General features: G+C 71.5%; 16 protein-coding genes. 8 read left to right on the top strand and 8 right to left on the bottom strand.

The genetic code is table 11. The annotated features are described in order from the left end of the window. Window positions 1–6 precede the first annotated feature (6 nt). Entirely contained in the window at window positions 7–1,605 is a 1,599-nt protein-coding gene (locus ACFP2T_RS20960; protein WP_377424314.1) for a glycosyltransferase family 2 protein, read from the bottom strand. A gap of 353 nt (window positions 1,606–1,958) precedes the next feature. Between ACFP2T_RS20960 and ACFP2T_RS20955 the strand changes: the two genes are divergently transcribed. Both ACFP2T_RS20955 and ACFP2T_RS20950 read left to right on the top strand, forming a co-directional pair. Further along, complete coding sequence (locus tag ACFP2T_RS20955) at window positions 1,959–2,954, top strand: glycosyltransferase family 2 protein (protein WP_377424312.1); 996 nt, start codon at window positions 1,959–1,961, stop codon at window positions 2,952–2,954. After that, window positions 2,951–4,174: a glycosyltransferase gene (locus ACFP2T_RS20950; protein WP_377424310.1), complete on the top strand. Its 1,224-nt coding sequence runs from the start codon at window positions 2,951–2,953 to the stop codon at window positions 4,172–4,174. The genes ACFP2T_RS20955 and ACFP2T_RS20950 overlap by 4 nt, the downstream gene beginning before the upstream one ends. Before the next feature lie 62 nt (window positions 4,175–4,236). Here the strand turns inward: ACFP2T_RS20950 and ACFP2T_RS20945 are convergent, their stop codons facing one another. The 5 genes from ACFP2T_RS20945 to eccE all read right to left on the bottom strand — a co-directional run bounded on the left by ACFP2T_RS20945 (window position 4,237) and on the right by eccE (window position 10,413). Continuing rightward, window positions 4,237–5,163 (bottom strand): discoidin domain-containing protein, encoded by a 927-nt coding sequence (locus tag ACFP2T_RS20945; RefSeq protein ID WP_377424309.1) that lies wholly within the window; start codon window positions 5,161–5,163, stop codon window positions 4,237–4,239. Window positions 5,164–5,174: 11 nt separating this feature from the next. Continuing rightward, entirely contained in the window at window positions 5,175–6,776 is a 1,602-nt protein-coding gene (locus tag ACFP2T_RS20940) for an alkaline phosphatase D family protein (RefSeq protein ID WP_377424308.1), read from the bottom strand. Window positions 6,777–6,959: 183 nt separating this feature from the next. Next, window positions 6,960–7,892 carry an EamA family transporter RarD gene (gene rarD, locus ACFP2T_RS20935; protein WP_377424306.1) on the bottom strand — a complete coding sequence of 311 codons (933 nt, stop codon included), beginning with the start codon at window positions 7,890–7,892 and terminating at the stop codon, window positions 6,960–6,962. Continuing rightward, a complete protein-coding gene (locus tag ACFP2T_RS20930) occupies window positions 7,889–8,389 on the bottom strand; it encodes a GNAT family N-acetyltransferase (RefSeq protein ID WP_377424305.1) in 501 nt (166 codons plus the stop codon). The genes rarD and ACFP2T_RS20930 overlap by 4 nt, the downstream gene beginning before the upstream one ends. A gap of 146 nt (window positions 8,390–8,535) precedes the next feature. After that, complete coding sequence (gene eccE / locus ACFP2T_RS20925) at window positions 8,536–10,413, bottom strand: type VII secretion protein EccE (protein ID WP_377424304.1); 1,878 nt, start codon at window positions 10,411–10,413, stop codon at window positions 8,536–8,538. A 101-nt stretch (window positions 10,414–10,514) separates the two neighbouring features. Here eccE and eccB point away from each other — a divergent pair, with 101 nt between their 5' ends. From eccB to ACFP2T_RS20910, 3 genes are all read left to right on the top strand, one after another. Beyond that, window positions 10,515–11,903 (top strand): type VII secretion protein EccB, encoded by a 1,389-nt coding sequence (eccB, locus tag ACFP2T_RS20920; protein WP_377424302.1) that lies wholly within the window; start codon window positions 10,515–10,517, stop codon window positions 11,901–11,903. A 262-nt stretch (window positions 11,904–12,165) separates the two neighbouring features. After that, window positions 12,166–12,486 carry a WXG100 family type VII secretion target gene (locus ACFP2T_RS20915; protein ID WP_377424519.1) on the top strand — a complete coding sequence of 107 codons (321 nt, stop codon included), beginning with the start codon at window positions 12,166–12,168 and terminating at the stop codon, window positions 12,484–12,486. 22 nt (window positions 12,487–12,508) lie between these two features. After that, complete coding sequence (locus ACFP2T_RS20910) at window positions 12,509–12,802, top strand: WXG100 family type VII secretion target (protein WP_377424300.1); 294 nt, start codon at window positions 12,509–12,511, stop codon at window positions 12,800–12,802. A 172-nt stretch (window positions 12,803–12,974) separates the two neighbouring features. On the opposite strand, the gene mycP is transcribed toward ACFP2T_RS20910, so the two are convergent. Further along, window positions 12,975–14,207 carry a type VII secretion-associated serine protease mycosin gene (gene mycP / locus ACFP2T_RS20905; protein ID WP_377424299.1) on the bottom strand — a complete coding sequence of 411 codons (1,233 nt, stop codon included), beginning with the start codon at window positions 14,205–14,207 and terminating at the stop codon, window positions 12,975–12,977. Window positions 14,208–14,392: 185 nt separating this feature from the next. Here mycP and ACFP2T_RS20900 point away from each other — a divergent pair, with 185 nt between their 5' ends. After that, window positions 14,393–17,143, top strand: coding sequence for an SseB family protein (locus ACFP2T_RS20900; protein WP_377424298.1), 2,751 nt, complete (start codon window positions 14,393–14,395; stop codon window positions 17,141–17,143). Beyond that, complete coding sequence (locus tag ACFP2T_RS20895) at window positions 17,140–17,505, top strand: hypothetical protein (RefSeq protein WP_377424517.1); 366 nt, start codon at window positions 17,140–17,142, stop codon at window positions 17,503–17,505. Before ACFP2T_RS20900 ends, ACFP2T_RS20895 begins: the two co-directional genes overlap by 4 nt. A gap of 13 nt (window positions 17,506–17,518) precedes the next feature. On the opposite strand, the gene ACFP2T_RS20890 is transcribed toward ACFP2T_RS20895, so the two are convergent. After that, complete coding sequence (locus tag ACFP2T_RS20890) at window positions 17,519–18,454, bottom strand: alpha/beta fold hydrolase (RefSeq protein ID WP_377424297.1); 936 nt, start codon at window positions 18,452–18,454, stop codon at window positions 17,519–17,521. Window positions 18,455–18,688: 234 nt separating this feature from the next. On the opposite strand from ACFP2T_RS20890, the gene ACFP2T_RS20885 reads away from it, so the two are divergent. Beyond that, complete coding sequence (locus ACFP2T_RS20885) at window positions 18,689–19,858, top strand: C45 family autoproteolytic acyltransferase/hydolase (RefSeq protein ID WP_377424296.1); 1,170 nt, start codon at window positions 18,689–18,691, stop codon at window positions 19,856–19,858. Window positions 19,859–19,922: the final 64 nt, after the last annotated feature.

The following is a 19,922-nucleotide window of genomic DNA, read 5'->3' as shown; positions in this document are numbered from 1 at the left end:
CGCTCGTCAGCGGCGGCGGACCAACTGGCGGAGCCGGGCGGTGACCCGGCCCGGGGTCACCGGCACCACGGAGATCATGAGTCGACCGGAGCCGTCCCGGGTCGGCGTGATCACGTAGAGCCGGGCACCGCGTCGGCGTACCAGGGGCACCGCACCGTCCAGCCGGGGTGCGCGGAGTGCGGCGGAACCGGCCGCGCCGTTGGCGCTCGCCTTCCCCGCGGCGCGGTCCGGATCGAACGCCCCCACCTGCGCGGAGACGATCCGGCGTTGCCCGGTCGAGTCGCTGCCGGCGAGCAGGTCCGCCGCGCGGAACCTGATCCGTACGGTGGTTCCGGCCGTACCGGTGGCGATGATCCGGGTGTCGGCCGGGATCTCCTCCGCGCTCACCGTCAGCGGGTCGGCGCCGAGGGCCGCGAGCTGCGGCACCGGAGTGTGCGCGGTGATGGTCAGCACGCGCTCGCCGAGGTCGTCGTCCTCCCACGCCAGGCCGGTGGCGTCGAGCTTGGCCGCCCAGTCCGGAACCGTGGTGACGTCGAAACAGGCGTCCGGCAGGTGCCGCTCGGGGTCGCGGAATCCCGGGTACGCCGCGTACCGCCGGGAGCCCTCGACCACGGTACGGGGCACGCCGCCCTCGGCGTCCTGCCGGATCACCGCGAGCAGGTCGTCGAGGGTGCCGTCCCGGGTCAGCGCCAGCCGGATCCGGGTCTCCGGGCCCAGCCGGTCGGCGATGTCGTCGTTGAGGTGCTCGGCCACCAGCCGTCCGAGCCCGTCGTGCACGAGCTGCTGGGTGGCACGGTCGAGTTGGAGGAGGTCGTCCTCGACGAGCTTGGCGATCTCGTGGTCGAACCGGTACGCCAGCACCGCGTCCCGCTGCTTGCCGGGCTCGATCAGCCCGGCCACGAACGCCACGTTCGCCTCGACGGTCTGTAGCCGCCGCGCGTGCCGACTGAGATAGGTGATGTTGGTGGCGCTGAACCGCCGTACGGCGAAGTAGAAGTCGTAGTCGGCGAGCACCGAGATCCGCCGGGCCCGGTAGCAGGCCTCCAGGGTGAACGGCAGGTCGCTGCCGATCGGCAGGTCCTCGGGGTAGCGGATGCGGTACCGCTCCAGCATGTCCCGCCGGAACAGCTTGGTGTTGGCCAGCGAGCGCGGCAGCGGAGAGTCGAAGAGGCTGACCTCGACCTCGTTGCGGGCGAAGATGTCCTGGTAGATGTGCCGGCTGTTGACGCCGACGACCTTGCCCAGCACCACGTCGGAGCCGTACGAGTCCGCGGCGGCGACCAGTCGGTGCAGGGCTTCCGGGCCGAGGTGGTCGTCGGAGCCGACGAAGAAGACGTACCGGCCGGTGGCGACGTCCAGCGCCCGGTTGCACGGGCCGGCCGGGCCACCCGAGTTGGCCTGGTGGATGACGGTGAAGAGGTCCGGGTGACGCGCCGCGAAGCGGTCCAGTTCCCGGCCGCTGCGATCGGTCGAGCCGTCGTCGACGGCGATGATCTGCATCCGCTCCGGCCCGATGGTCTGCTCCACCAGCGAGGTCAGGCACCGGGTCAGGTACGGCATGGTGTTGTAGACCGGCACCACCACGCTGACATCCGGCGTTTCCATTGGTCGCTGGCCTCCGTTACCCTCAAATTCACCTGTCCGATTCCTCGAATTCACCAATTCGATTCCTCGGACGCCGATCGAATCCTCGGCGAGTGTACGGCAATCATCCGATTCTGGCCCCCGGGCATAAGTATCCCAGCTCAGCGGCGGTTCTATGGTGACCGACCGGGACACCGTACGGCAGGCTTCCGCCTGTCGAATGTACGCGCATTCGCCTTTGCGAATTAACCCGCGTGCCGCGCCCGGCCAATACTGTTTTCGCCGGTAGCGCTTGATCGCACCACGAAATACACCCCTCGTTTTCATGTCTGAGTTAGCGGGTCTTCATGTCCTCTACACCTAGCGTCAGCGTGGTGATTCCCACCCGTAACCGGCCGGTGCTGGTGACCCGGGCTGTCCGGAGCGTGCTGGCCCAGACCCTGGACGACATCGAGGTCATCGTCGTGGTCGACGGGCCGGACGACGCCACCTGCGACACGCTCGCGGCGATCGGCGACGACCGGCTGCGAGTGGTCGCCCTGCCGGAGTCCGGGGGAGCGCCGAACGCCCGCAACGTCGGCGTCCGCGAGGCCCGCGCCCCCTTCACGGCACTGCTGGACGACGACGACGAGTGGCTTCCCGAGAAGCTCGCGATCCAGCTCGATCTGGCGAAGAACGCCCGGGTCCCGATGCCGATCGTGGCGAGTCGACTGGTCAACCGCACCCCGCGCGCCGAGTTCGTCATGCCCCGCCGGCTGCCGGCGCCGGGCGAGCCGCTCAGCGAGTACCTCACCGTGCGTCGTGGCCTGTTCCACGGGGACGGCTTCATCCAGACCTCGACGATCATGGCCCCGACCGAGCTGCTCCGCCGGGTTCCGTTCACCGTCGGCCTGCGCCGGCTACAGGAACTCGACTGGACCCTGCGGGCGCTGAGCCACGACGACGTCGACCTCGTCTTCGCCGCCGAGCCGCTCGTGCTCTGGAACCAGGACGAGGACCGGCCCCGGATCACCTTCGACACGTCCTGGCAGCACCAGTTCGAGTGGCTTCAGCGGAGCCGTCCGCTGCTCACGCCACGGGCGTACGCTGCACTTACGATGAGCGTGATCAGCTCGATGGCGGCGCCGACCCGGAGCGTGACGGTGTTCCGGACCCTGCTCCGCGAGGCCCGGCGGCACGGCCGGCCGGGGGTGTACGACTACCTGGCGTTCGTCCAGATCTGGCTGATCCCGCCGCAACTGCGACGCAGCCTGCGGGACCGGGTCCTGAAGCGCCCGGGTGCCAACCGCGCCGCCGGCCCGGCCGCGGCGGTCCCACAGGAGCGGCAGCACCGCGTCGCAACCGGACGGGCGGGCGAGATCGGCGCGTGAGTACGTCGTCCCCGCACCACCAGTCCGGCCCGCAACCGACCGTCGTGATCTGGCGGAGCGGGATGCTCGCCGCCTCCGAGACGTTCATCCGGAACCAGGGCAACGCGCTCACCCGGTGGCAGCCGACCTTCCTCGGCGCCACCAGGGTCAGCTCGCCGATCGCCGCCGACACCGACGTGGTCGCCTACCCCGACACTCCGGCAGGTCGGCGGGCCTTCCTGCGGCTCCGGCTCACCGGGGAGTCGCCGAGACTGCGGAACCTGCTGGCCGGGCTGCGTCCGGCGCTGGTGCACGCGCACTTCGGCAACGACGGTTGGCTCGTCAGCGGCACGGCCCGGCAGCTCGGCGTACCGCTGGTCGTCACCCTGCACGGCTACGACGTGACGCGGCAGCCCGACGCCTCGGGCGTACGTGGCGTCCGGTACCGGCGCAACCTGCGTCAGGTGTTCGAGCGGGCCACCCTCCTCCTCGCCGTCTCCGGGTTCATCCGGGACCGGGCGGTGGCGATCGGTGCGGATCCGGCCAAGGTGCTGGTGCACCACACCGGGGTTCCGATGCCGTCCGCCCCGTCGTTCGACCCGTCCGACCCGGCCGGCCCGTCGGTCGGGCCGAAGAAGTGGGACCTCGTCTTCGTCGGCCGCTTCGTCGAGAAGAAGGGCGTCGACGATCTCCTTGAGGCCGTCGGCATGCTGTCGGAACGACGGCCACGGTTGCTCCTGATCGGCTCGGGTCCGCTGGAGCAGCCGATGCGTGAGCGGGCCGCCGCGCTGGGCCTGGATGCGACGTTCCTGGGCGCACAGGAACCGGCGGCGGTGGGCCGGCACCTGGCCGAGTCGAGGATCTTCGTCTCGCCGTCGAAGACCGCGTCGGACGGGGACTCCGAAGGGCTGCCGACGACGATTCTGGAGGCGTCGAGCCTGGGTCTGCCGACGATCTCGACGCACCACAGTGGTATTCCCGAGGCGGTGCTGCACGGCGAGACGGGCCTGCTCGGGGCCGAGGGCGACCGGTCGGCGCTTGCCGCCGGAATCGCGCGGCTGCTCGACGACGACGAGCTACGGATCCGACTCGGCCGCCAGGCGCGGCGGCACGTGGAGCAGAACTTCGACCTCCGGAAGCAGACGCTCCTGCTGGAGTCGCTGTACGAGACCGTCGCCGGCCGAGCCGGGCTGCCGGCTCCGGATCACGAGCCGGCGGACGCGGACCAGCCCGCGCGTTAGCCCCCAACGACACGGCCCGGGATGGGAACGGCACCATGCCGCTCGCACCCCGGGCTGACTCGTCAGGAGGCGTAGATCTCCAGCTCCACCACCCGGGAGTAGGTGACTCCCTCGTTGCTGGCGAGCGTGACGATCCGGACCGCGTCCGCGCTCACCGGCGGGAACGTCGTGCTCACCATGCCGACCAGGTTGCCGCGTACCTGCCCGACGGTCTGCCAGGCCCCGCCGCCGGAGGAGACCTGTACGTCCCAGTCCCGCAGCCCGTACCCGGTCGCGGGATAGCGGGCGGAGTCGAGCGTGTACAGGTCGACCCGGCCGACGGTCTGTGGCCGGTCGAACGTCACCTGGAGCCAGTCCGGGAAGGTGCCCCGGGTGGAGTCGTTCCAGCCCGTGGTGGACGCCCAGTGGTTGGAGTCCCGGTCGCCGTCCACCGCACCGCAGGCCGGATAGGTGGGCAGGTTCTCCGAGGACGCCGAGACCGGTACGTACCTGGCCAGGTTGCCGGTCTCGTCGACCGGTGGCGCGACGACCTCGACCGGTACCGAGAGCCGCTCCTTGCCGGCCCGGACGGTGACCTCGTACCGGCCGGGCGGGGTGGCCCGGGGTGCCGTCACCGTGATCTTCACCTTGAGCGTGTAGCCGGCGGGCAGGTAGCTGGAGACCAGGTACCGGGACAGCACCAGCGGTGCGGGTGCCTCCAGGAACGCGTCGGCGTACACCTCCGAGGCGCCCACGTTGCCGAACCGCAGTTCGAAGCCCTGGTTGGCGCAGGGGACCGGGTTCACCGCCACCTGGGTCACGTCGGAGCCGAGGCTCAGCCACGTGCTTCCGCCGGGCTTGGTGGCGTCCGCCGGCCCGGCGCCGGAGACGGCCATCGTGGTGCCGGCGAGCGCGACGGCGGCGCCCGCCGCGACGGCGGCGGAAACGGCCCTGCGCCGAGGCGACAGCCCGGCCAGCCCGGCCAGGCGGCGCCGGAGGATGCTACGCATGGCTACCCCTCTCATACCGGGTTCAGGCCGGGGTTGCCGGCCTCGACGACGAACGACTTGACGGTGGAGATCGGCGCGCCGATCCGGTCGATGTACGGCACCACCCGATAGTCAGCCCGCAGTTCGTGCTGGCGCAGCCGCACGACGATGTACCCGCGACGCTCGTTGACCAGCTTCAGGTGCGGGTTGCCGTCGAGGAACTTCTGCCCGTTGGCGGAGACCTCCTGGCCGTTCCCGCCGCTGCTGATCGAGGTCGCGACCAGTTCCACCCCGAAGGTCTGCGAGGCGGGGTCGGCGAAGTCGCGCTTCATGTCCAGGGCGTACGCGGCGTGCACGTCGCCGGTGAGGACGACCGGGTTGCGCCCGCGCAGTGCGGCCAGCCCGTCGAGCACCTGCTGCTGCTCGGCGCCGTAACCGTCCCAGGCGTCCATGTTGTACAGGTTCCCGGCCGTGGGGTCGAGATCCATCCGACTCATGATCACCTGGTTGGCCAGCAGGTTCCAGGTCGCGTGCGACCCGCGTACGCCGTCGAGCAGCCACTGGCGCTGCTGGGCGCCGGCCAGCACCCGGGCGGGGTCGCGGCGTACCGCCGAGTCGACCTTCCAGCCGTCACCGTCGGCCTGGTCGGAGCGGTACTGGCGGGTGTCCAGCACGCTCACCTCGGCCAGTCGACCGAACCGCAGCCGCCGGTACAGCATGTAGTTCGGGCCCCGGGGTGCCGGCGTACGCAGCGGCATGTGCTCCCAGTACGCCCGGTAGGCGCTGGCCCGACGGACCAGGAAGTCCTCGACCGGAGCGTTGGTCCGGGACGTCAGGTTCGCGTAGTTGTCCTGGACCTCGTGGTCGTCCCAGGTCGAGATCCACGGCGCGTTCTGGTGCGCCGCCTGTAGATCGGGGTCGGACTTGTAGAGCGCGTACTGCAACCGGTACCGGTCCAGCGTGTCGGCCTCGGTACGGAACTGGCTCGGCACCGGCTCGGTGACGTAGCGCAGCCCGCCGGCCGTGGAGATGCCGTACTCGTAGAGGTAGTCGCCGAGGAACAGCACGGCGTCGACGTCCTCCGCGGCGATGTGCCGGTGCGCCGTGTAGTAACCGTCCGGCCAGGACTGGCAGGAGGCGACCGCGAAGGAGAGCTGGTCGACCCGCTGCCACGGTGCCGGCGCGGTCCGGGTACGGCCGACCGGGCTCAGGTACCGGCCCACCTTGAAGCGGTACCAGTAGTGCCGGCCCGGCTCCAGGCCCCGGACGTCCACGTGCACGCTGTAGCTGTACTCCGGCTTTGCCGACGCCGTGCCGGAGCGCACGATCCGGCGGAACCGTTCGTCGGTCGCCACCTGCCACTGCACCGACACCGCGTGGTACGGCATCCCGCCCAGCGGCTCGTACGGGCGCGGCGCCAGGCGGGTCCAGATGACCACCGCCTCCGGCAGCGGGTCACCGGAGGCGACGCCGAGGGTGAACGGATCGTCGGGCAGCGAGCCGGTGCCGGCGTTCGCGGTCGACCCGCCGGGCAGGTTGGTGGCGAAGGCGACCGCCGTCGCGGCACCGGTGAGAGTCAGGAAACGCCGACGGGCCACCCGCGCCGCTGATCGGGGTACCTCTTCTTTGATCATGGGCAGGTTTCCTTCCACGCCAGGTGTCGCCTGCAAGTCGTTGATCATAAAGTCGTGCGTGGATGACCGACCGGTGGCGAGATGCTGAGCGCGAAGTGGAATCCGCTTGTACAGCTTGTTCGGTGCCGTTTTCGGCCAACCCCGCGAGCAGCGGCGACTGCCGCCGTCGGGTGTTGACTCGGGTCAGCGGGCGGCGGTGGCGGCGGCGGGCTCGGCGGTGGCGGCCAGCAGGGCGCTGCGGGACCGGCGGACCTGCCGGATCCCGTCGACGGTGAAGACCACCAGGGCCAGCCAGACCAGCGCGAACCCGGCCAGCCGGGCCGGCGGCATCGGCTCGTGGAAGACCAGTACGCCGAAGCCGAGCTGGAGAATCGGTGCCAGGTACTGCAACATGCCCAGCCCGGTCAGCGGAAGCCGGTTCGCCGCGCCCGCGAAGAGCAGCAGCGGGATCGCGGTCGCGGCGCCGGCCAGGACCAGCAGCGTGGTGTGTCCGGCGGAGACCTGGCCGAAGGTGGAGTCGGATCGCCAGGTGAGCCAGCCGAGGTAGCCGAGCGCGGGCAGCGCGAGCACGGCCGACTCGACGAACATGCCCTCGGCGGCGGGCAGCCCGAGCCGCTTCTTCACCAGGCTGTAGCCGCCGAAGCTGAGGGCCAGGGTGAGGGCCAGGTACGGCAGCCGGCCGTAGTCGAGTGCCAGCACCGCCACCGCCACAGCGCCGATGCCGAGCGCGACCCACTGGCCCACCCGCAGCCGCTCTCCCAACACGGTGACCCCGAGCAGGACGACGACGAGCGGGTTGATGAAGTAGCCCAGCGCGGTCTCGACGACCCGTTCCGAGTTCACGCCGTAGATGTAGGTGCCCCAGTTGACCGCGATCAGCGCGGCGGCGAGTACGACCCCGGCGAGCGCGCTCGGCCGGCGGAGCAGGCCCCGCAGGAAACCCCAGTTGCGGGCCACCGCCAGCACCAGCGCGACGAACACCACCGACCAGACCACCCGGTGGGCCAGGATCTCGATCGGCCCGGCCGGCTTGAGCAGCCGGATGTAGAGCGGAAAGAAACCCCACAGGGTGTACGCGCCGAGCCCGTAGAGGTATCCGCGCCGCACCTGGTTCATGACCTAACCGTAAGGGGTCCTTCGGGATCGAGCCCCTTTCTCGTGAGCGGGGTCACCTGCGATCCCCGCTGGTCCAGCTCCATCCAGCGGGTCGGCTCGGCCAACGGGGCGAAGCCCACCGGCGTGTACACGCCGTGCGCGTCCAGGGTGGCGAGCAGGATCCGCCGTACGCCCCGCTCGGCCAGGTCGTCCCGGATGGCGCCGACCATCCAGCGGCCCAGCCCATGACCCCGCCGGGCCGGGTCCACGTACACGTCGCAGAGCCAGGCGAAGGTCGCCCCGTCCGTCACCACCCGGGCGAACGCCACCTGGGCTCCGTCGTCCGGGGCGTACACCCCGTAGACCGTGGAGCCGTCGATCGCCCGCAGCAGCACGTCCCGGGGACGGCCCAGCGCCCAGTAGGCGTCGGTGGAGAGCCAGTGGTGCACCCGGTCGAAATCCAGGCGAAGGCGGTCGCCGGAGAGTTCGTACCCGTCGTCTCGTGTCATGGCCAGCACGCCGTGACGTTATCCCCGGCCGGCCCGGTGGCCCCGAGCCAATTCTCGACAAGTGGTCACCGGTCCGGGGTCGGCGGCGGTGGCGCGGATGCGGGCCGCGACGCTCAGAACCGGGCCGCGCCGCGGTCAGAACCGGGCCGCCACGCTCAGAACCGGGCCGGCGGACCGATCAACTGGGTCTCGATGGGCGTGGCCGAGAGCAGCGCCCAGCGCAGCACCCGGCGGTTGATCACCCCGACCATGTCGGCCCGGATCCGGGTCAGCCAGTCCGCCGAGTCCCCGAGACCGAGCGCCATGCCGGCGAGCTGGGCCTCGTGCGGCCGTAGCGGTTGCAGCACCACCAGGTCGGCCCGGGAGACGGCGTCGACGTCGACCGGGGCCAACTCGTCCCGGACCACCAGGCTGGCCTGCCAGCCCGGTCCGGGCTGCGAGTCGGCGGCGACCGGTCCGACGTCGACCACGACCAGCAGCGGCTGCAACTGGGTGCCGGGCGCGCCGCCGATCGGACGGCCCGGTGGGATGACGGCGATCGGTGCCCCCGGTCCGCTGGCGCCCCGGACGAACGGTTCCCAGGCGCGCGGCCGGGCGGTCTGTACGACGATCCGGGCGCCGAGCGCCATCGCCCGCAGCGCGATGAGCTGTGCGGCCCGGACGCCGCCGATCAGGACCACCCGGGTGGTCTCGGCGCGGAACAGCCGGGCGACCACCGCCGAGCCGTGTCGGTTGGCGCCGATCATCAGTCCGGCCGAGCCGATCGGCAGGTCCAGCGCGTCCACAGAGGACGCGGGCAGGGTGGTGGCCGCCGCCGGAGCGGTCGGGCCGGCGCCGAGCACCCCCAGCGGCAGGGTGGCCGCTACACCGTCGAGTTGTTCGCCGTCGAGCCGGCGGGCTCCGGCGTGCTCCGCCGAGAGCATCCGGCGTAGGGCCTGGACGGCGGTGGTCAGCGCGGGTGCGGTGTTGGCGGCCAGCCGTACCGTCACGTCCACCCGGATGTTGTCGGTGCCGGCACCCGCCCACGGTCCGGCGCTGACCGACACCGTGGTCGCCGTGGCCGGCAGCGAGAGCAGCCGGGGCACGAACCGCCGGCCGGCCTCGGTCCGCAGGTCCGGCCAGCGACGCAGCCGGAAGGTGGTCTGCACCAGTCCGCCGAGCTGTACGCCCTGCCAGTTCTCCCGGCCGGGCTGCACGCCGTCGTGGTGCACCGTCTCCGCCAGTACCCCGAGCGCGGCGCGTTCGCCGAGCGCCCGGGTCGGTACCGGGGCGAGACGGCGGCGCACCTTGCGTACCGCGCTGGACAGGGCCCGGCGCAGGTCCTCGTCGGACCAGCCGTCGGCGCGCAGCACCCGTACGGCGAGCAGCGCCCGCTCGTGCCCGAGCAGCCGCCCGTCGGTGAGCTGCCGGTACGACGTGGCGGGCGTGCCGCCGCCGGCGCTCAGCGTCGGCGCCGGCGCGCCGGTCAGGAGCAGTTGGACCCGCATCGGCGGAGTCTCCGCGGTCGGCGCCGGAAGCAGGCTGGCCGGCGAGAGCAGCGCCTGCGAGGCGTCGGTGAGCATGCCGACCTGGTCGCCGAGTTCCAGCACCGCGGTCAGGCCGTAGGCGTCGCTGATCATTGACGCCGCGTCGCCGGCCAGATCGGCGGGAACCACAGTGGCACCGGGGTTGACCAGGTCGAGCAGGGCTTCCGGTGCGGCCGACGGCGGCAGGTTCCGCTGTCGGGCCGAATACCGCATGCCGATGCCGATCCACTCGAACAGCCAGCGTCGGCGCAGCCGGATCCAGGTCAGCAGCACCACCACGGCGGCGACCAGTGCGGCGCCGACCACCGCCAGTGGGCCGTAGCCGGAGGCGGCGATCAGCAGCGCGATCGCCACCTGTGCCGCCACGATCTGACCCGCCCGTACGCCGAGCAGGCCGGAACGGGTCGGCGTGGACGAAGCCGGCAGTGGCGCCGGTACCGACCGGTCGATCCGGCTGCCTCCGGGCACGACGGACCGGGCCCTGTTGTCTGCCGCAGTTACCGTCACCGCGATAGCCTCCCCTGGATGGGCGTCGCCCGTGGGCCCGCCCCCCGCAATTCGCTCAGGGGCCTATCGTATGGGCCGGACCAACCGGAGAGGGGGCCCGCATGCCATCGCGGCAGGACCAGTTGCACTCGTACCAGTTCATGGTGCAGCGAGTGGTGGGCGCGCTGGTGATGCGCGAGACCGATCCCGCGCAGTCGCCGTTCCGGCGCGCGGCCGGGGCGACCCTGGCCAGCGTGCTGATCGCGCTGATCGCGGTGGGTGGCTCGGTGGTGGTAGGCGTGTTCCTCGGTGGTGGTGCCACCAAGTGGAAGAACCAGTCGGCGGTGATCGTCGAGAAGGAGTCGGGCGCGCAGTACGTCTATTACGAGAACAAGCTGCACCCGGTGCTCAACTACGCGTCCGCGCTGCTCATCATCGGCAGCTCCGGACCGAAGACCGTCTCGGTGTCGCGCAAGTCGCTGGAGGGCGAGCCGCGCGGTGTGCTGCTGGGCATCCGCGACCTGCCCGAGTCGTTGCCCCCGACCAACCGTCTCATCGGCAACGAGTGGACGGTCTGCTCCGCAGAGCGTTCCGACGCCAGCCCGCGGTCGACGTTGCTGATCGGGACGTCGGCGCCCGGCGGTCGGTCGCTGGGCGACGAGGGTGTGCTCGCCCAACATCCCAACGGCGAGTTGTACCTGCTCTGGCACAACCGCCGGTACAAGATCCGGGACGTGTCACTGGTGCTCGACGCGCTGACCTGGGGCGGCGAGCGGAAGGTGGCGGTGGCACCGGCCCTGCTCAACGCGCTGCCCGCCGGGGCGGACCTGAAGAAGATAGACATCTCCGACGCGGGGCAGCCGTCCGACGAGGTGCCCGGCGCGCAGATCGGCCAGGTCTTCGAGGTCAACCGCCAGGGTGGCGGCGGCCAGTTCGTCGTCGCCAAGCGGGACGGCCTCTACAACATCACCGAGTTGCAGGCCAACTTGTTGCTCACCGACCTCAAGTTGCAGGACGACGCCATCAACATGTCCCAGGGTGACTTCGGGTCCGCCCGGAAGCGGGGCGACCTGTTGCCGACGGACGACGCGGCGGCGCCGCGGAGCACGCCGAAGATGGCGGCGACCGAGGGTGGTGTGGTCTGCGGTGACGTGCCGGACGACCGTGGGGTGCAGAACATCAGGGTCGGCGCGGATCTGTCCAAAGTAGCTGACCCGCCCCCGACCACCGCACAGTCGCCACAGGGTGGTGCGCTCGCCGACCAGGTGGTGCTGGAGGCCGGCCGCGGCGTCGTGGTCGAGGCCGCCGCCGCGCCCGGAGCGACCGGGGGCGCGATCTCCGTCGTCACCGACCAGGGGCGGCGTCATCCGGTGACCAGCGCCGAGGTGCTCGGCAATCTGGGGTACGCCAGCGCCAAGCGGGTAAGGATGCCGGCGAATCTGGTGTCGCTCATCCCGCAGGGGCCCGCGTTGGACCCCGAGAAGGCGCGCAATCCGGCGTCCTCGGGATAAGTGGTGGTGGGTGAGGGGCAGAGTTCGGAGAATCGATCGGCGGCCGCCGGTGGCGAGCGACCGACCCGTGGCTCTGGCAGCGCGGGTTTGTCCACAGGGCCGCCGAGGGGGTATCCAAGCCTTGCCTCGGCCCGCTACCGTCGGCTACGGGAGTAATTTGCCATGCTGTGCCGCGACCCACAGAGGTGGCGGACACGACCGGGGGGTCCACAATGGGCGTCTCGGGGTTTACGACGATTGAGGGAGCGGGGTGACTTCCGGGGTGTCTCAGACGCAGGCAGAAGCCGCAGTGATGCAGCAGACCGCCCAGAAGTTCGAGCAGGTCGACCAGTCGCTGCAAAGCATGCTCACCAGCCTGATGAGTGAGCTCGAGGTGCTGCAGAGCGCGTGGAAGGGCGCTGGTGGCCGCTCGTTCGAGACGGTCAAGCAGCAGTGGCGGCAGGACCAGGACACGATCCACCGTGCGCTGCGCGAGACCGCTAGCGCGATCCGTACCTCCGGTACGCAGTACGACGCGTCCGACACCGAGGCGTCGAGCCGGATGTCAGCGACCAACACCGGCGGCCTTTCACTGCCGCTCTGATCCTCTGGGGAGGGAAGATCCGATGGGTGACGGCCTTCTTGTCGTCCAATTTCCCGCGCTGCAGCAGGCAAGCGCGGACATCCAAAAGGCGCTGAACACGCTCGACTCGCAGCTGGACCAGCTGGAGCAGGACGCTGCGCCGCTCGTCTCCACCTGGGAGGGCGAGGCCAAAGAGGCGTACGCGGTTCGGCAGGCGAGGTGGCGCCAGGCATCGATGGACCTGCAGAACATGCTGCGGGACATCAAGATGGCGCTGGACGAGTCCGCTGCGGACTACCTCAGCACGGAAAAGAAGAACACCGGCCTGTTCCAGTAGGGCCGTTTCGCATCATCCAGGTTGCCCCGGGCCGCCACGCTCTCCGCGTGGCGCCCGGGGCACCTGCTTTTGTTCTCCAGCCCGCGCCCAGCCCAGCTCAGCCCGTGCCCGTGCCCGTGCCGCCCAGCCGTGCCATTCGGCACGGGATGCGGCCAGGCCGGGCGGGTGGCGGTCACACCGGACCGGCGGGGCGCCAGCGGCGGCGTGCGCCACGGGGTAGTACGACGGCGAGCAGCAAGGCGATCACGGCCACGGCACCAGCGAGGCCGGCGACCCACAGCGCCCGCTCCTGGGTCACCGAGCGACGCTCCGCTCGCGCGACCTCCTCCGGATCGATCTGGCGCGGCGGAAGCCCCGCCGCCGCGGGTTGCCGGGCCGGCGCCGCCGTCTCGGTGACCGCCCGATACGGGTTGAGGATCCCGGCGCCGTAGGCGTCGCGGTCGGTACCCGGCGCGGGATCGGTGGTGGCGACGAGGCGTTGGGCCACCTGACGCGCGTTCAGGTCCGGCCAGTACTGCCGGATCAGGGCAGCGGTGCCGGCCACGAAGGGTGTGGCGAAACTGGTGCCGTTGTCTTCCTTGTGCCCCTGCTCCGGGGTAGCCACCAGCACCTTCGCGCCCGGGGCGACCAGGTCGACCCAGGGCCCCCGCTGGGAGAAGGCCGAGACCTGGCCGGCCTCGTCGACTGAGCCGACCCCGATCACCCCTTCGTACGCCGTCGGGTACGGCGTGGGGTTGCCCTCCGCGTTCTGGTTGCCGGCGGCGCCCACCACCACGACGTCCTTGTCGAGGGCGTACTCGATCGCGCTCTTCAGCAGGGCGTTGTCCTTGTAGAAGACGATCGAGAGGTTGATCACGTCCGCGCCGTTGTCGACCGCCCACCGGATGGACTCGGCGAACTTCGCGACACCTACGTATCTGCCCGATTCCTTGCCTTCGATGACCTTCTGTTCGCTGACCCGGACCGGCAGGATCTTCACCTGTGGTGCGAGCCCGCGGAAGCCGACGCCCCGGCTGGAGGTCGCCGCGATGATGCTCGCCACACCGGTGCCGTGACTGACACAGTCCCGGGTCCCGTCGAGACCGGGGTCGAGGTAGTCCCGCCCGGAGAGAATCCGGCTCCGCAACTGGGGGTGCGTGTCGTCGACGCCGGAGTCGATCACCGCGACCGTCACCTGGGCTCCGGTGGCCAGCGGGGCGAGCCGTTCCAGGGCGTACCGCTTCTGAGCCCACGGCACGGCCGTGACGGGTTTGGGCGGCGGGCCGGTGTCGTCACAGCCGGGCACCGCGAGTCGCGCCGCCGCTGGTGGCAGGGGCGCCGCGACGGCGGGCCCGGGCGCGATCGGCGGCACCGCCACCGCGATGACGACGCCAACCAGCGTGAGTCGTATTCTCCGGCCAGGCATCGCTCGCCTCCGAATCGGGTCGGTCCGCCATTGGGTCGGTTCGCATTCGGTTCGGATCCGCCCACCGGATGCTATCGGTGGATCGCCGGACATGGCATCCACCGCCAGCCAACCATTGTGATCTTGCACCTACCTTGTAGGTTGTACGCGATGCTTGTGGCCTGTTCGGCGAAAGGGAGGTGGCCGTGACCGAATGGGAGCCGGCCACCGAGACCGAGGCCGCGATGCGGGACGCACTGCGGGCGGGTGACCAGGAACTCTATTTCCGTATTCTGGCGCGTACCGATCTTCTGCTGCCGGTCTCCGCCGACGCGCTCGCCGGCCGCGCCCCGATGGGCTGGGGCACCTGGACCACCGGCGGCCGGACCCACGTGCTGGCATTCACGTCCACCTCCGCCCTGCACGCCTGCCTCGCCGAGAACGCGGGGTCCACCCGACGGGCGCCGTACGCCGAACTGGCCACCGGCTGGCCCAACCCGGAGTGGTGGCTCGCGGTCAATCCCGGACTGCCGATCGAGGGCTACCTGCCCGCCTGGTTCGTCTCCCAGCTCTCCCGTGGCGACGTACGGCTGCCCGGCCGCAGCATGGGCGCCCGGGCCCGGCTGGAGCAGGTCGAGCGGGCGGCGCGGGCGCGGGCGACGGCATCCGTGCCCCGGCGTCCAGTGCCGGAAGCGCCGTCCCGGCCGGAGCCGGAGGCGTCACCGCGCCCGGAGCCGCCGAGGACGCCTGCCGCCCCGTTCCCGAGAGCGGAGCCGTCGAGGCCCCCTGCCGCGCCGTTCCGGCCAGCGGAGCCGTCAAGGGAGCCGGTGGCCTCGTACTCGTCGCCGGCCGACCCGGCGTCGTTCCCGTCGGCCGCCGAGCCAACGTCGTTCTCCCCCGCCGCCGGGTCGGCGTCGTTCTCGTCGGTTGTCGAGTCGACGTCGTTCTCGTCGCCCGTCGACCCGGCGTCGTTCTCGTCGCCCGTCGAACCCGAGTCGTTCTCGTCGGGCGTCGATCCGACGCGGTTCTCCTCACACGCGGAGCCGACGGGATTCTCCTCACCGGTGGAGCCGGCACGGTTCTCCTCGCTGGCGGAGCCGGAGCCGACCCGGTTCTCCGCGCTGGTGGAGCAGTCGGAGCCGGCGCCGGCGCCGTCGAGTGGTCCGCCCGCCACCGTGCCGGTGATCGCACCGACGCCGGATCGCGGCGACCGGAGCAACGACTTCGGCAGCCAGATCTCGGAGGACACCTCGGCCGGCTGGATGACTCCCGCCGGTCCGGGACGGCTCGGCGGGGCGAAGGCCGCGAACGGCGGCCCGACGGCTCCGGCCGAGTCGTCGACACGCGCCGGCGATTCCGCGGCGCTGTCCGGCGCGGCGTCGGCCAGCCCACCGCCGGCCTGGAACGGTCCGGGCGGCCAGGCGACGGACCAGCAGGCGACGGTGCCGATCGCCGCATCGGCCGCACCCCGGACGACCGACGAGCCGGCGCCGGCAGGGCACACACCGCAGGCCCCGCCGGCCGAGATCCGGGCACCGGAACCCTGGACGCCGACGGCTCAGCACACCGAGGCGTCCCTGTTCACTCCCGTCTCCCGGCAGCCGGTCGGCGATTCGTGGTCCGGCGGCTCGTCGGAGCGTAGGACGACCGCCTACGACGCGTTTCCCACCGGCCGGATGCCAGCCGGTCCGACACACACCGAATCGACGCCCACCGAGTCGGCCCGCACCGAGCCGATCGTCACGGGCCCGGTGGCCAGCGAGCCGACCCGCACCGAGTCGATCTTCACCAGCTCGGGTCCCGCCGAGCCGGCCGCCTTCGATCCGCCGGCCGCCTTCGATCCCCCGGTCGCCACGGATCCGGATCCGGTCACCGAGCGGATTCCGAGCGAGACGGTCCCCGCCCAACCCCCGTCCGCCGATCCGGCTCCCGCCCAACCGGAGTCCGCCGCCGATCCGGCCCCCGCCGGTCGGCTTCCGGCCGATTTCGTACCGGCCAACGACGTGGAGCGGAGTCTGCTCGACGCGGCCGGCGACGGCAGCACCGACACGTTCCTCTCCACCCTGCTGCTCGCCAAGGTGCTGCTGCCGGTCGACATACGCTCGGCACCGGGCGCCCGCCCCGGGGACGACGGCTTCCGGTGGCGTACGGAGGCGCTGGACGGGGAGACGTACGTCGTCGTGTTCACCTCGCCGGAGCGGCTCGGGGACCACCTCCCGACGCCGGTCGAGACGGTCGCGGTGAAATTCGCCCAGTTGATCCGGCGGTGGCCCGACGACGCGTGGTCGTTCGCGGTGAACCCGGGAACGCCGGTGGGGGCCAAGTTGCCCGGTGGACAGATCGTCGCGCTGGCGAACTGGGCCGCCGAGGTGGGTCTCGGCGACGACACCGATACCGCAGAGCAGACGCAGCCGGCGCCGACCGAGGAGGAGGCGCCACGGTCGACGTACGCGCCCGCCCGGGAGGACCCGGGACGGCCGACCATGATGCAGAAGACGATCGCCCCGAGCCAGCTCTCCTACTATCTCGACCGGGGCTACGACCGGGTGTCGGGCTTCGTGCACCGCGCGTCCGAGGTCGCCCACCTGCGTACGCCGGCCAAGTTCTACGGCGCGCTCGGGCTCGGCTACCCAGGCTCCCCGTTCGTCCGCGACGCCGACGAGATCTACGTGCTCCGCTGGCCCGCCTACCGGCCCAGCCTCTACCGGATCCCGTACGGGGGGCAGAGCGAGGCCGCCATGCGGGCGATGGAGGGATGGGTGATCGAACGACCGCCCTTCCGGGGCAACGGCTTCGCGCCGGGAGAGAGCAGCGACGTGGTGGCGGAGTTCAAGGTGGACAGCGTTCGGCTGCCGCACGACACCCAGCTCTGGCGGATCGATGTCGACGGCACGGAGCGGCTGATCGCGACCCTGGACTGCGACGTACCCGTCTGGCGTCGGGCCGAGGAGGACTGATGCGCGACGGCTACGTCGCCCAGTGGCGTGGGCAGGAGTACGAAGCCAGTCCGGCCGGTGACGAGGTACGGCTCTACCAGCCGGAGCCGGGTGAGGGCTTCGAGGAGGTCCGGCCCGGCCGGTTTCGCGCAGTGGTGGCGGCGGCCGAGGTCGCCGAACTGGTCTACGTCCGGACCAGATGCTCCTGGCAGGGCCAGCCGTTCATCGTGCTCGCCCGGCACGACAACTGGCTCCGGGTCGAGTACACGGGGGGCCGTTGGCCGGTCGCCGAGGCGATGGGGCTGGAGGCGTTCGACTTCGGGGTCTACCAGGGCTGGGCGCCGGTGGCGGAGGTCACCGACCTGCGCGAGAACCGGGCCTGACCAGCCCGGCGGCTCAGGACTTCGCCCACCGGAGCACCTCGCCGAGCACCAGATCGGTCGCCTCGACGTGCGGGAAGTGGCCGACTCCGTCGAGCAGGCGCCACTCGTACGGCGCCCGGACATAGCGGCTGGAGCCCTGGGCGGTACGCGGCAGCGAGGCCCGGTCCAGCTCGCCGTGCAGTTGCAGGGTCGGGGTGACCAGTGGCTCCTGCATGAGCTTGACGAAGCGGTAGCCGTGCAGGCGGAGCACCGAGCGGAAGGCCCACCGGTAACCCTCCATCGCGCAGAACGCCGCCTGGGGGATCCGCATGGCCTGCCGGCAGCGGTCCGCGTACTCGTCGAAGCCGGCGCTGCCGACCCAGTCCGGCCCGCCCCAGCGCTGTAGGAAGTAGCCGACCAGCGCCGCGTCGTCCCGGGTGAGCACGTGCTCGTAGCGAGGGATCTGGAACTTCAGCGTCGGCGTCGCCGCCGCGAACTGGCCGCGCGGGTCGGCGAAGATCCCGGCACGCAGGCGCAGCGGATGCGGGGCCGCGAGGACCACGAGCCGGCGGACCAGACTCGGGTGGAAGGCCGCGGCGGTCCAGCCGATCATGCCGCCGGCCCCCGCGCCGACCAGCACCGCCGAACGCTCGCCGAGCGCCCGGATCAGCCCGGCCACGTCTGCGGCGAGGGTGTAACCGTCGTACCCCCGGGGCGGCTTGTCGCTCGCGCCGTAACCGCGCAGGTCGACCGCGACGGCCCGGTACCCGGCATCGGCCACGGCCGGCAGCATGTCGTGCCAGGCCCACCAGAACTCGGGAAAGCCGTGCAGGAACAGCACCAGCGGTCCGCTGCCCGCCTCCACGACATGGAACCTGCTGCCGTTGGCCCCGACGAACCGATGCGTCCACGGCCCGTCCACCAGTACGCAGGACTCGTCGACGACGGACTTCCTACTGACCTCGCTCATGCCACCACCTCGCTCCGCTCGGTGTCGTCATGAGCGTGACCACTGAGCCGGCCGATTCGCTCCCTCATGTGGCACAGCCTAGGGCTATCTCCGGTACGAGGGCCCGCCGCGACCTGTGGATCGGGGGATCGTCGGGGATATCACCCGGGTTCGGACGGGGCCAGCCCGGGGGCTCCTGACTAGGGGATCAGGTCTGCCGGTGACGTCGGGGCGCGGCCCGGCTACCGTGCTGGCATGACTTCCGCGCGTCGGATCAACCATCCCGATCTGCCGGTGCCCCTGGTCCGGGTCCAGGGAAGGCCGGCGGAGTGCGGCAGGGGTTACGGTGCCGCGGCCCGGGACCTCATCGTGGCAAATCTGGAGTTCTACCTGAACCGGTTCCGGGACGAGGCCGGACTGGACGCCGCCGCAGTCCGTGCCGCGGGGCTCGCATTCCGGGAGTCCACCCGGCGGCACCATCCCCGGGTCGCCGAAATGCTGGACGGAATCGCCGAGGGGGCCGACGTCCGGGTCGACGAGCTCTACGCGCTCAACGCCCGTACCGAGCTGATCTACGGCAACCGTCGGGTACGCGAGGCGACCGGTGCTCCGCCGCCGGACGCCAACGCCGGGGCGTGCACCGCCGTCGGTGTCCTCGGTACGCACACCGGCAACGGCCACCTGCTGCTCGGACAGAACTGGGACTGGCACCCCGACCAGCGGGACGTGATGCTGCTGCTCGCCACCCGCGACGAGCGGGGACTGACGGTGCTGACCCTGACCGAGGCGGGAATGCTCGCCAAGACCGGGCTGAACTCGGCGGGTGTCGGAGTCTGCGTGAACATGCTCGGCTGCGACCGGGACGGGCTTCCCGACGTCGGCGTCGAGCCGGGGGTGCCGTACCACGTGCTGCTGCGGGCCGCGCTGGAGGCGGACAGTCTGGCCGAGGCGCTGAAGGCGGTGTGCCGGGGCACCCGGAACAGCTCGATCAACCTGCTGCTGGGGCAGGCGGCCGAGGCGGGCGGCGAGCTGATCGACCTCGAAATGGTGCCCGGTGACGTGGGCTGGTCACATCCGGTGGACGGGTTGATCACCCATGCCAACCATCTGGAGACGGCGCTGCCGGTGTACGACACCATCAAGGACTGGGGCGGATCGTCGCTGTTCCGGTCGGCCCGCGCCCGGCGCCTGCTGGCCCCGAAGGCGGCGGTCGGCAAGGTGGGCGAGCATGACCTCGTCGCGCTGTTCCGGGATCACGCCAGCCACCCGCAGAGCATCTGTCGGCACGTCGACGAGCGGGTTCCGTTGGCGGAGCGCTCCGAGACGGTCTACTCCGTACTGCTGGATCTGGACGACCGGCGGCTCGGTATCGCGGCCGGCCCACCCTGCGTGCACCGGTACGGCTGGCTCGACCTGGCGTTCTGAGGCGGGAAAGGGATCGGGGCCGGAAGCGCTGCGCGCTTCCGGCCCCGACCGTGTCGACTACCGG

Source organism: Plantactinospora solaniradicis, assembly GCF_042658085.1.
Taxonomy (GTDB): Bacteria; Actinomycetota; Actinomycetes; order Mycobacteriales; family Micromonosporaceae; genus Plantactinospora; species Plantactinospora solaniradicis.
This window is presented reverse-complemented; position numbering and strand designations above follow the sequence as displayed.

Coding starts and splice junctions, on each gene's coding strand:
- ACFP2T_RS20960 (WP_377424314.1), bottom strand. CDS start 1,605: ATGGAAACGCCGGATGTCAGCGTGGTGGTGCCGGTCTACAACACCATG.
- ACFP2T_RS20945 (WP_377424309.1), bottom strand. CDS start 5,163: ATGCGTAGCATCCTCCGGCGCCGCCTGGCCGGGCTGGCCGGGCTGTCG.
- ACFP2T_RS20940 (WP_377424308.1), bottom strand. CDS start 6,776: ATGATCAAAGAAGAGGTACCCCGATCAGCGGCGCGGGTGGCCCGTCGG.
- rarD (WP_377424306.1), bottom strand. CDS start 7,892: ATGAACCAGGTGCGGCGCGGATACCTCTACGGGCTCGGCGCGTACACC.
- eccB (WP_377424302.1), top strand. CDS start 10,515: ATGCCATCGCGGCAGGACCAGTTGCACTCGTACCAGTTCATGGTGCAG.
- ACFP2T_RS20910 (WP_377424300.1), top strand. CDS start 12,509: ATGGGTGACGGCCTTCTTGTCGTCCAATTTCCCGCGCTGCAGCAGGCA.
- mycP (WP_377424299.1), bottom strand. CDS start 14,207: ATGCCTGGCCGGAGAATACGACTCACGCTGGTTGGCGTCGTCATCGCG.
- ACFP2T_RS20890 (WP_377424297.1), bottom strand. CDS start 18,454: ATGAGCGAGGTCAGTAGGAAGTCCGTCGTCGACGAGTCCTGCGTACTG.
- ACFP2T_RS20885 (WP_377424296.1), top strand. CDS start 18,689: ATGACTTCCGCGCGTCGGATCAACCATCCCGATCTGCCGGTGCCCCTG.